Annotated in this window: 12 protein-coding genes and 1 other RNA gene; 2 read left to right on the forward strand and 11 right to left on the reverse strand. The window is 36.9% G+C overall.

From position 1 onward, the window contains the following. Positions 1 to 738: 738 nt before the first annotated feature. The 5 genes from VBD025_RS17910 to proC all read right to left on the reverse strand — a co-directional run bounded on the left by VBD025_RS17910 (position 739) and on the right by proC (position 4,307). Positions 739 to 1,110 (reverse strand): VOC family protein, encoded by a 372-nt coding sequence (locus VBD025_RS17910; protein WP_430787991.1) that lies wholly within the window; start codon positions 1,108 to 1,110, stop codon positions 739 to 741. Positions 1,111 to 1,272: 162 nt separating this feature from the next. After that, positions 1,273 to 1,456: non-coding RNA, 6S RNA (gene ssrS / locus VBD025_RS17915), on the reverse strand. Between the two features lie 57 nt (positions 1,457 to 1,513). After that, positions 1,514 to 1,654: a small, acid-soluble spore protein L gene (locus tag VBD025_RS17920; RefSeq protein WP_430787993.1), complete on the reverse strand. Its 141-nt coding sequence runs from the start codon at positions 1,652 to 1,654 to the stop codon at positions 1,514 to 1,516. 54 nt (positions 1,655 to 1,708) lie between these two features. Continuing rightward, entirely contained in the window at positions 1,709 to 3,319 is a 1,611-nt protein-coding gene (locus tag VBD025_RS17925) for a fatty acyl-CoA synthetase (RefSeq protein ID WP_430787995.1), read from the reverse strand. A gap of 145 nt (positions 3,320 to 3,464) precedes the next feature. Beyond that, positions 3,465 to 4,307, reverse strand: coding sequence for a pyrroline-5-carboxylate reductase (gene proC / locus VBD025_RS17930; RefSeq protein WP_430787997.1), 843 nt, complete (start codon positions 4,305 to 4,307; stop codon positions 3,465 to 3,467). Positions 4,308 to 4,945: 638 nt separating this feature from the next. Here proC and VBD025_RS17935 point away from each other — a divergent pair. Next, a protein-coding gene (locus VBD025_RS17935; protein ID WP_430787785.1) for an IS3 family transposase occupies positions 4,946 to 6,306 on the forward strand; the annotation gives its coding sequence in 2 pieces (ribosomal slippage) (positions 4,946 to 5,402 and positions 5,402 to 6,306; 1,362 coding nt in all). Positions 6,307 to 6,828: 522 nt separating this feature from the next. Here the strand turns inward: VBD025_RS17935 and VBD025_RS17940 are convergent. Continuing rightward, positions 6,829 to 7,563: a TIGR02206 family membrane protein gene (locus tag VBD025_RS17940; protein ID WP_430787999.1), complete on the reverse strand. Its 735-nt coding sequence runs from the start codon at positions 7,561 to 7,563 to the stop codon at positions 6,829 to 6,831. Positions 7,564 to 7,605: 42 nt separating this feature from the next. Continuing rightward, positions 7,606 to 8,217, reverse strand: a complete 612-nt coding sequence (locus VBD025_RS17945; RefSeq protein ID WP_430788001.1) for a 3'-5' exonuclease — start codon at positions 8,215 to 8,217, stop codon at positions 7,606 to 7,608. Between the two features lie 165 nt (positions 8,218 to 8,382). Between VBD025_RS17945 and VBD025_RS17950 the strand changes: the two genes are divergently transcribed. Continuing rightward, the gene (locus tag VBD025_RS17950; protein ID WP_430788003.1) at positions 8,383 to 9,354 is read left to right on the forward strand and encodes a S8 family peptidase; all 972 of its coding nucleotides are present in this window, start codon (positions 8,383 to 8,385) and stop codon (positions 9,352 to 9,354) included. 72 nt (positions 9,355 to 9,426) lie between these two features. Here the strand turns inward: VBD025_RS17950 and VBD025_RS17955 are convergent, their stop codons facing one another. The 4 genes from VBD025_RS17955 to VBD025_RS17970 form a co-directional block, all read right to left on the reverse strand. Next, positions 9,427 to 9,627 carry a DUF3951 domain-containing protein gene (locus VBD025_RS17955; protein ID WP_430788005.1) on the reverse strand — a complete coding sequence of 67 codons (201 nt, stop codon included), beginning with the start codon at positions 9,625 to 9,627 and terminating at the stop codon, positions 9,427 to 9,429. Positions 9,628 to 9,663: 36 nt separating this feature from the next. Then, positions 9,664 to 10,572 carry a DUF4349 domain-containing protein gene (locus VBD025_RS17960; protein ID WP_430788007.1) on the reverse strand — a complete coding sequence of 303 codons (909 nt, stop codon included), beginning with the start codon at positions 10,570 to 10,572 and terminating at the stop codon, positions 9,664 to 9,666. Between the two features lie 104 nt (positions 10,573 to 10,676). Then, positions 10,677 to 11,081 (reverse strand): hypothetical protein, encoded by a 405-nt coding sequence (locus VBD025_RS17965; protein WP_430788009.1) that lies wholly within the window; start codon positions 11,079 to 11,081, stop codon positions 10,677 to 10,679. Between the two features lie 133 nt (positions 11,082 to 11,214). After that, the gene (locus tag VBD025_RS17970; protein ID WP_430788011.1) at positions 11,215 to 11,667 is read right to left on the reverse strand and encodes a plastocyanin/azurin family copper-binding protein; all 453 of its coding nucleotides are present in this window, start codon (positions 11,665 to 11,667) and stop codon (positions 11,215 to 11,217) included. Positions 11,668 to 11,734 lie beyond the last annotated feature (67 nt).

The following is an 11,734-nucleotide window of genomic DNA, read 5'->3' on the forward strand; positions in this document are numbered from 1 at the left end:
CAGCTTCCTCGGATAAGCAAAAACCGCTTTCCTGCTTAGATCTTCAGCTCGCGCTGTTCCCACAGGAGTCTCGTGAATTCGATGATGCTGGATTGATGTGCGAAAGTGAAATTTTTAATATCTATCCTTTTTCAGTTGCTAGTGCATCGGCGTTTTTTCTTCACTGCTGTTGTATACACTATAACAAGGACTGAACTAAGAATTGCCATCAAATCCATTTATTAAGGGATTTTTCGCTGCTACCAGTCGACTTCTGGGGTAGGACGAACATAGGTAAGACCTGGATCGCGCTAGTATATCACTGAAAAAGCGGTAGGTTCTAAAAAATATTATTTCCACTTCAACCTAGCATCTTCGAATATACGAAGACTCCTGTGGGAAGTAAGAGATCGGTGAGACCCCGAAGGACGCCAGTCCAAGGAGGCTCACCACTCGCCCACGGAAAGCGAAGTATATTCGAAGATGCGATCGCAGATCCACTAAGTCAATATTTCGTGTAACTTTTTTCAGTACACTGCCAACAACGGAAATTTCCTTACTGTTACATCAAATACGAAAAAGTATAGTAACTAGCAGCATGTTTTAGGAATAGACATATTAGTAATTCGTTTCAGGTAACATATTTCAAGTGCTACAAGAACTATAGTTTATTTCGTTCATAAAAATATCTCTACGAAAATTGAATTAACTAACTAAAGCCCCGTCAAAAGTAGCGACGGGGCTTTTCATATTATCCAGTTATATTTTCCACTCCAGAAATTCAAGTCTGTTTCCAAACGGATCTTCTAAATAAAAACGATTGGCTCCAGGTAATCTGTCATCCACTAGCAGCGGTACATTCTTTTCATTTAAATAATCTTTCAGTTCCTCAATGTTTTCAACGTGAAATGCAGGGTGTGCCTTTTTAGCTGGTATGAATGGTTCCTCTATCCCAATATGTAGCCGTATTGCTCCTGTCATAAACCATAAACCACCATTTTTCTTTAAGGAATCTGGTTTTTCAACTTCTTTAAAACCAAGTAGATCTGAGAAAAATTCTCTTGCCTCGTGTTCTCCACCTTTAGGTGCGGCTAACTGTACATGGTCAATTTCCACATAAGTAAAAGACATGTTATTAAACCCCTTTGCATAAGCTTTTCACTTATCATAACGTTAATTCGATCAAAAAGATAATACTTTTTCCCTATTGGAATAGACAAGTATCACTTATCCCTTTATGGTCAATAAAAAGACCAGCTCACATTTAGTAAGCTGGTCTGAATCATTTTAAAGTTAAAAGCCACAATTGCCGTATAATCAATAAAAAGTTTTAAACCACCACTCGTCAAAGTGGGTGTTTGCAAAAACCTTCCTGTCTTCCACTCTTTGGAGGCACGACATTTCAGTTCTTATATAAAACTCCCTATTATAATGTTAGAGGTTAAAACTTAATTAAATACGTACAATGTAGCTTATTAATATCTTACACCTTAACATTTAAAATGACAATAGTAATTTCACCCATTTTGCAAAATTATCTTTTTGTATTTGTCTTCTTAGCTTTATGTTCCAGTTCTGAGTTCGGTCTATGATTCTCTGCATCTTTTGTGTTGCCTGCAGGATTGATGCTTGAATTTACTTTTTTCTTGTTATATAAGTCATTTTTCTCACTCATTTAAAACACCTCCAGTAGTAGTGTTTCAAATAGTAATATCAATTATACAGATTTCTATCTCTCGCCAAGCTTATCGAATTGATCGCGCAACGAACGCTTCAGCACTTTTCCACTTGGATTTTTTGGTAAAGTATCTGCGAATTCAACATACTTTGGAACTTTAAATGTTGACAACTTTTTTTTACAAAAGTTAGTAACATCATCCTTTGTTACACTTGCGTTATCTTTAAGAACGATTACAGCAGTGACAGCTTCAATCCAATATGCATCAGGTATACTAATGACAGCAACCTCTGACACACCGTCCAACTGGTAAATTGTTTCTTCGACTTCTCTGCTGGAAACATTGACTCCACCAGTATTAATCATATCTTTCTTTCGATCAATAATTGTGATATATCCTTCTTCATCCATTGCACCAAGGTCTCCGCTGTGAAACCAGCCACCACGAAAGGCTTCTGCGGTCTTTTCTGGATCATGTAAATACCCTTTCATCACATGGGGGGTACGATGAACGATCTCACCTATCACATTACGCGGTAATTCTTTATCTTCTTCATCAACTATTCTAGTCTGTACATTTAAGGAAGCTTTTCCCGCTGACCCTAATTTTCGCAGTTGGTCTTCAGGTTGCAGTGCAGTTGCAAGCGGCGCTACTTCAGTTTGCCCATAAAAGTTCCAAAACTTCGCGTTTGGCAATCGATCAGAAAGCTCCTTTAGTATTTCACGTGGCATGATTGCCGCACCATAATAACATTTTTCCAGTGATGATAAGTCTCTTTTATTGAAATCAGGGTGGCGCAATAGTGCGATCCACACAGTTGGCGGACAAAATAATTGCGTTGCACTCTCTTCTTCTATTGTTTTCAATATCACTTCAGGACTGGCAGTTCCAAGAATAATTCCACTGGAACCGACATAAACACCAGGTCCTAAAAACACATGCAGCTGGGCACTATGATATAGCGGCAGTGCATGAATTGCTATGTCCCGAGCTTCCATTTTACCGTCAATGATACAACTGACATATTCACTTATCAGGCTTTTATGCGTTAGCATAACTCCTTTTGGCCGTGACTCGGTTCCGCTAGTATATAAAACATGTGCAAGATCGTCATCAGCAAGTTCACCCTCAACAAATTTTGTTGATTGACCTTGTCTAAGAACAGACAATAACTCCCAATCCTCCATATTCTTTTTTGTATTAAAATCAACCGGAAGGTCCATTAAATAACGATGTTTTATTTCTAGTGTACCTGCTGATTCATCCAAGACCTCTGCAAATTCTTCTGACGCTATAAAACCATTAACTTCAGCATGCTCTACTATGTAGCTAACATCCTCAACTGAAAGCATATAATTTATCGGAATCATTACAGCACCTATACGAGCCAATGCAAAATTGACTACAACAAAATCCAAGCTGTTCTTAGACAAAACAGTAATCATATCACCTTTCAGCATACCTCTTTCCAGGAAAGCATGTGCTGTTTGGTTTACCATGTCATCCAGTTCAGCATATGTTAACCGGTGTTCTAGATACGTAATAGCTAGCTTATCTGGATCCCTGTCTCTTGTGCGGGCTAGTAAATCACCTAAAGTGTTTCTTCTTGCGCGATCCAACTTGATGGATTGTTGCTCAAAATCCTTTTGCAATTTTGTCATACACAACACCCCTGATTTAATTTGAATTTTCTTTCTTTTATTTTATTTCAGATAAATCAGAAATACAAGCTTTATATTTAGAAAATAAAAAATGGGTAAGAGTGCTTCCACTCTTACCCACTTCCATTAGTACTATTGATTAAATTTAAGACAATACCAATACTTTATCAAGTTCTTTGCTAATTTCCTTCGATCGTTTTGCAGCATTATTTACTGCCTGGGAAATTGCTACTCCCCCGTTATGCTCTTTTAATGCTTTTAAACCAGCAGCAGTAGTACCATTTGGCGAAACGATATTATCAATTAATTCTGATGGCGTTTCATCTTTTTCCATCACCATTTTGGCAGCACCGTAAACTGTTTGAGCAGCAATTTTCCGCGCGACATCACTGTCCATGCCACAAACTTTACCCATGTTTTCCATTTGCTCCATTAAATAGTAGAAATACGCAGGTCCACTTCCTGCAATACCAGTGAATACATCCATTTGTTCTTCCTCTATTACATATACTTCACCCATGCATCCAAGCATTTCCTTTACTTCATTGGCATTTTCATCATTGGAAGTAGCTCCAATCGACATTGCCGTAGCTGATTCCTGAATCATACTTGAAGTATTAGGCATCACTCGAATTACTTCCTGACCGCTATTCAAACGTTCTTCCATATAAGAAGTTGATATGCCTGCTAACACAGAGATTATTACCTGGTCATCAGCAAGTTTGTATTTCATTTCAGAAAGTGTGTCTTCTGCTCCTTTTGGTTTCATTGCTAGTATAAAAAAGTCAATCTCTTTGTAAGGTAGATTTGTAATTAGTTCAGTTCGTACACCATACTTGTTTTCCATTTCAACTAATCGATCCTCATTACTTCTGTTTGTAACAATTATTTGGTTTGCAGGTACTTTTTCTGTTTGAATCATTCCAGCTATCATAGCTTCTGCCATATTTCCAGCACCTAAAAATGCGATTGTTTTTTGTTTTAACATATAAAATCATCCTCTTTTATTTTGTCTTCCGTTCATTTCTTTGACTGTTGTATCTTAACATCTGTGTATGAAGTTTCAAGGGTTTTTTGGATATTGGTATGTATATGGTCCAGATAGTGAGAGAAAGCGTTTCCATTTAATTTTAATTAGGGGAAAACAGCATCTTACCACTGTTTATCACTGTATATCGGGATAATTCAAGGTTGAAATTCAGTGAAAATGTTAGAAAACTTGGCTTATCGCCTAGCCTTAATGGCGAATGCCTTAGTTACACTTATGCAGTAAGAAAGTATTTTATTTTCTTACCTGCTAAAAAAGAAGACTATTTTTAGATAGTCTTCTTTTTTCATTAAAGGAACCCTTTAAAGCGAATGGGTTTTCTTCCGTATTCAACTTTCGTATAAAATAAGTAGTTACTCGTTAAAATAGTTGAATAAGCCCGCAATGCGATGTAGCAGTTACACAAAATCTCTATACTGTGAAGTAACCACACTGCTCCGAAATTAAACCACATTATAACAGCAACGTGATTTCCACCGATGGCAGTCGCGCACCTTAGGGCGGCTGGTGAGCCTCCTCGTGCCATCTGCAGTGCACCCCTATAGTTGGACACCCAATTAACAATAGGAGGTGCCTGGATGAGAAAGATGACAGAGAAGGAAAAACACGATGTTGTGCAACGTTATATAAAAGAGAGTTATAGTTATCGGGGCTTAGCGAAAGAAAGCGGGATTGACGAATCTGTATTACGCTATTGGGTAAAATTATATGAGTATCATGGAAATCAAGCTTTTCAATTTCCCTATACAAACTATACGCCAGCCTTTAAGCTAGATATAATTACGTTTATTGAAGAGAAGAATTTCTCTCTTCGAGAGGCATCGGCGATCTTCCACATTCCTGATCCTGCTATGGTTCGGAAGTGGAAGAAAAAGTGGGAGACTGGTGGATTCGATGCCCTTAAACCAACACGGAAGGGGAATCCCCATATGACAGCACATCAAAAGAAAAATTCGAAGAATGAAAAACCTGCTAAGGATCCTATAGAGGAAATGCAAAAAGAACTGGAACACTTGCGTATGGAGAATGCCTATCTAAAAAAGTTGAGAGCCTTAGTTCAAAACAAGGAAAAATCACCAAACAAGACAAAGCGAAAGTAGTCTATGAACTAAGGGTCGAATTCGCGGTAAAAAAACTTATAAAGTTGGCAGGTATTCCGCGGAGTACCTACTACTACTGGGTAAAAACATTTAATCGAGCTGACAAAGATACCACATTAAAGTCATTGATCCAATCGATTTATCATGAACATGATGGACGGTATGGCTATCGTCGCATTCAATTAGAATTAGCAAATAAGGGATACCTAGTGAATCACAAAAAAGTGCAGCGATTAATGAAGGCGTTAGGCTTGAAAAGCCTTGTTCGCATAAAGAAATACCGTTCGTATAAGGGCAAAGTTGGTAAGACTGCTCCCAATATCTTAAATCGCGATTTCAAGGCGGAAAAACCAAATGAAAAATGGGTGACCGACATTACAGAATTTAAATTATTCGGAGAGAAACTTTACTTATCTCCTGTTCTTGATTTATTTAATGGCGAAATTATCTCCTACACGATTGGTTCTAGACCAACCTACTCCCTAGTCTCCGACATGTTAGAAGCGTCTTTGGAGCGCATCACGGATAATGATGAACTGATTATCCACTCGGATCAGGGGTGGCACTACCAGATGAAAAAATACCGCCAAGCTCTAGAGGAACGTGGCATCACACAAAGTATGTCACGAAAAGGAAACTGTTATGACAACGCCGTTATTGAAAATTTCTTCGGAATTATGAAATCTGAATTTCTTTATCTCAACCAATTTGAAAGCATAGATCACTTCAAACAAGAGCTAGTAGAATATATGGATTACTATAATAACAAACGAATAAAAACAAAATTAAAAGGAAAGAGTCCGATTCAATACCGAACTCTTTCCCAACAAGCAGCTTAACGAAAAATCTGTCCAACTTTTCGGGGTCACTTCACATCGCACCCGGGGTCTCACCTATGCCTTTCCTCCCGCAGGAGTCGACTGCCATCCTTTCCAATCACTAGTCACAGTATGGCTGATATTAAATTATAGGTTACATTTTCGAAGACAATAGAAACTTGCCCTCTGACTCTGAAAAGAGGTAGATGTTAAAATTACACTATTTCACTTCAACCAAGCATCGTCAAATTCACGAGACTCCTGCGGGAACAGCGCGAGCTGAAGATCTAAGCAGGAAAGCGGTTTTTGCTTATCCGAGGAAGCTGAAGCCGTGCCCTAAGGTGCTCGAAGTGAATTCGATGATGCGATCGCAGATCCACTAAAGCCGTGTTTCATGTAACTTTTTCAGTAATCAAAGACAGTGTAAAAATGGTATGTTACGTCGCAGTTTATATCAAATGCGACAAAGGAACTAGGAGCAATTGTTGGAATAGAGGCATTTAAGCTCCACATCTCAAGTGCTACAGGAGTTTATTGGATTCATTATGATTTTCTGTGTTTGAAGGTTGAACTTTTAATATAACGAACGAGAGGAAATGGGACATATAAAATTAAAAATAACACTACTGCTGCGATTTCCAAAGAAATTAGGTAGAAAGGATAATCACCTAAGTAATCCAGGATACTTGGATTATCCGGTTTTTCAGATAGAAACATGTAATTTCCACCGGTTAATTTGTTAATTAAGAAAACTGTACCCGCAACCACATTTATCCATAGCAATGCTCGCCAAACTGATTTTAATACTGGCGCCTTCCTTTGAACAAATATCATATAAAAAGATGCTAAAACAATGGAAATATGTGCAATAAAAAATTGGTAAAATCGAAAGTGCGGAAAACCAAAATACAACTCTGGTGTCAGGAGAGCCTGCAAAGCACCGCCTATACCAAGAAAATAGGTCACTTCAAATAATCGATAGTTACCTGTCAGTAACATCAGAACACTTAAATATAATGTAATAGAGCATAGCTGAAACGGCAAGGTGGATGCGGCATCCCATTCTCCACTGTAGAAATACCAAATGTTTAATGTTAATTCTGAAACGATTAAACCACCAAGTATAATAAACTTGATATAATGCGCCTTTTCTTTGTTTCGTAAAGCATAAACAGTTATTCCAAGTAATACAGCCAAGCCCAGCATAGAAAGGTGCGGGAAGGAATACAAAGTAAAATAATTATCTGCAGATTTGAAAGTGAAATAATTATTTAACAACTAATACCATCCCTTTTTATAATATATTTAGATTTTCACTCTTTAAAAATGCATTTTTCTTCTGCGTTTTTTTGCATTAATTTTTGGGGTAACATAACCACGTTCAAAAATCTGGCCTTTTTTCATGCTGCATAGTTTAACAAAATCCTCAAGATGGTCCGCCTTACGCTCTTTAATTGCTTCAATTAAAACTAACGCTGCTACACGTGCATCCTCCAGTGCATGGTGATGTTCAAATAGAATGCCATGATGTTCTGCAACCGTATTTAATCGATGGTTCCTTAGATTTGGCCAAATGTTCTTCGAAATCTCAACCGTACACAGATAATCCATCTTAGGATATGTAAGATTATAATAATCCAAGGTTTTTCTAAGTACACTCATGTCAAAGCTGGCGTTATGTGCAACAACAACACTATTAGTCAAATAGGATTCGAACTTTGGCCATAATTCAGGAAATGTAGGAGCATCTTCCACGTCCTTTTCCTGAATCCCATGAACTCTTATGTTAAAAGAACTAAAATCCATTAGTGGGTTAATCAAACTATAAAATTCATCAATAATTCCTGATTCATCAGCAACCACAATTCCAATCGCACATGGACTATAACGCTTTTCATTTGCAGTCTCAAAATCTATAGAAATAAAGTTCATGTATAGCCTCCTTACAAGAATAGTTATCTTCTATTATATCATTAAAACCTATGTGTTTTTAAATGAAATATTGATTTTTTTTACTACTAAAGCACCTGTCTTGAATCAATCAGAAGTGTTAGAATATAATTTAACAAATAGTGAGAATTTTAAGGAGGAAATGAAATGGAGAACGTTGCGCAAGTCATCCCTTACAAAGTAATTGACGAGTTAGAACAAGTAGACGAAGAGGTGCCAAAAGGCGTTGAACTTATCCAGGCTCCTGAAATTTGGGGCGAAACCACCGGACAAGGAATAAAGGTTGCAATTCTTGATACAGGCTGTGATTCAAATCATCCAGATTTAGCAGACAGGATTATCGGAGGTAAAAATTTTAGTGATGATGACGACAGTGATCCAACTATAATTAATGACTACGCTGGACATGGTACACATGTCTCTGGAACTGTAGCAGCAAGTAAAAATGATAGTGGTGTTACCGGAGTAGCACCAGAAGCAAATTTATTAATTGTAAAAGTCCTTAACAAAGATGGTACAGGACAATACGATTGGATTATCAAAGGTATTCATTATGCTATTGAGCAAAAAGTAGATATTATTTCAATGTCACTCGGAGGCCCAAATGATCAAGCAGAATTACATGAAGCAATTAAAAAAGCAGTCAGTAATAATATTCTAGTGGTCTGTGCTGCCGGAAACGAAGGAGATGGAGATGATTCCACAAACGAAATGGCTTATCCTGGCAGTTACAATGAAGTAATAAGTGTAGGAGCAGTTAATTTTCAGCGTCGCTCTTCAGAATTTTCCAATTCGAACAACGAGGTTGACCTGGTTACTCCTGGTGAGAACATTCTCTCCACTTACAAAGATGGCAAGTATGCCACTCTTAGCGGGACATCCATGTCTGCACCACATGTATCTGGTGCGCTTGCACTAATCAAAAATTTAGCAAATAAGAATTTTGACCGAACATTATCAGAGCCTGAACTCTATGCACAATTAATCAGGAGAACAGTTCCGCTAGGTATGTCACCTATGCTCGAAGGTAATGGACTATTGTATTTAACAGCGCCAAGCTATTTATCCAAAATATTCGAAGAGGAATTAAAAACCGAGGTAATGAAGGCTTTAAAATAACAAAGCGATGTGAAGCAAATAAACCGAACGATCCATTTTTAATCGTTCGGTTTATTTGCTATATTCAATTGATTACTTATCTGAGGGATTGTCTTCTTCTTTTTCCTCCTGCTCCTCATAAAATTCATCTCCTGTTTGACCTGTTATATAGTCAAACGGTGTGTATGAATTATCTGGACGTTCTTTCTTAATAAAAATTTTAAACGCTATAAATATAATTAATAAAACAATTATTAAAATGAAAACCGCTGATGAATAAGGTAGGATATTCATTTTCAATCACCTCACTATATTGATGTCAGCTAAGAATTAATCCTTCTTCTTAGTCTTCCTGAAAACCAAATAAGCAATTAAACCGATTACTCCTAATACAACCAGGATTGGTAAGTTTCCAACCAGAAAAACAAATATGCCTGAAAAAGCTGAGAGTAAAAAATTGATGCTTTTCAAAAATTGTTGTTTGGTTTTTTCCCAAGTGTTTAACTCATCTTCGCTTATTCCTGAAATTTTTATGTTCTTTTCTTGAATACTGATTGTTACAGATGCTAAATCAGCTTTATTCTGAAGAAACTTCATTCGGCCTGTAATTTCTTCAATCTCCCCCTGCACATTTGCAAGGTCTTCTGATATAGTTAACAAATCCTCTGTTTTCTTTGCTTGTTCCATGAAAGAAAGCAGTCGTTCTTCAACCACACGTTTAGATTTCAAGCGGGATTCCAAATCAACATATTCTTCCGTCACGTCTTGACCAGAAATAGAACTTTCAATAACTTCGCTACTTCCTTTTTCCACTAACTGAATAAACTCACGAAACTGATCTTGGGGAATACGAACAGTTATCTGACCACTCGTAGAACCTTCCTGTTTATCTCCATACATATTTGATTCAACAATGTATCCGCTTCGATCTGTTACTTGAGATTGAATCGTATTGACTGCTTTTTGATAGTTCTTCACCTGAATCTGAAGATGGGCAGTATAAATAATTTTTCTATTCACCTGTGCTGCTTTTACATCATTACTTTCTTCAGCAGTATTATCTTCCTGTTGCTTTACTGATAGATCATTAGTTCCGACATTAGCAGAAGCTTCCCCCTCGCCAGTGCTTTCCTCAGTAATTGCATTGTCGCTAACTTTACTGCTTTCTTCATCATTATTGCAAGCTGTCATTAAAACCCAAAAACTAATTAAGAAAATACTTAGTACTATTTTTTTCACAACTGACATCCCCTTTCCTCTTGTAACGTATTTACTCTGTTTCTTTTATAGACGGAATACATTACAAAAGGTTACTTCATGTTCAGTGTTTTATTACTATTATTCTAATTAGTTCTAATACAGTCTACTAAGACATAACCAAATATGATCGCGCTAATCTCTAAAAGAGTCGTACCCCAGAACTCAATTGGTATGATATTTCTTATAACAGGTATCCGTCCATAAGATAATAACGGTTGCAGTGCTATAATTAACGCTGGAGTGCAAATTCCAAAGAATTTTGCGCAGTTAAATCTTTTAATATTTCCGTTTTTAATTCTTATTATTAATGCGGGTATTCCAAATATTATACCGATTCCAATGTTTAAAAGTAACGCATAAATTAAAAATGGCCAAACATCAAACGCCTCCTGAGAAAGCTGCATAATATAGCTTTGCAACTTATATACTCCCAATAATATAAAAGTTATCAATAATGTTATAAAAAAATACCCTGAGAAATTTTTCAATTTAATCCTCCTTCAGCATTGCACCCACTTTACTACTATTCGACATAGGGCAATAATTCCCTTCATATTGGCCAGCTTTTTGAGTAATAGAAAAACGGGTCCTTTTTGCAGACCCGTTTTATTACTAACCTTACTATTTAATTTCAATATGCACGTTATGTTCTGCAAGATCTTTATTCGTCCAGATAATTGAAGTTCCAGGAGCTATAATAACCTCTTTTTTACTATATTCGTAATCAGCTATATCTAGTTCCACTTGTTTAGAAGTCTCAGCATCTTGTTTAACAATTATCATCATCTTCATAGTTGGGTGTGGATCACAATGGATCGGATATTCACCTTCGTTAGGGAAACTATACGTCACGCTTTCCCCTTCCTTTAAAAGCTTCGAGGCAACTTCCTTGTTCACCTGCTCACCCTTCATTTCAGTAGCTTCCATTTCATCTTGTGGCTCTTCCTGCTCAACTTTTGATTTATTATTTTCCTCTTCCTGCTTTTCCGTATTTTCTTCAGATTGACTTTCCTTTTCTATAGAAGAATTGCTTGTATCACTTGATCCACAAGCTGTCAAAACTGCTATTGACATTAATAAAAATAGACCTATAGGAAATAATTTATTACGCAACATACCCATTTCATTCTTCCCTTCATAG

Source organism: Virgibacillus flavescens, assembly GCF_050574275.1.
Taxonomy (GTDB): domain Bacteria; phylum Bacillota; class Bacilli; order Bacillales; family Amphibacillaceae; genus Virgibacillus_F; species Virgibacillus_F flavescens.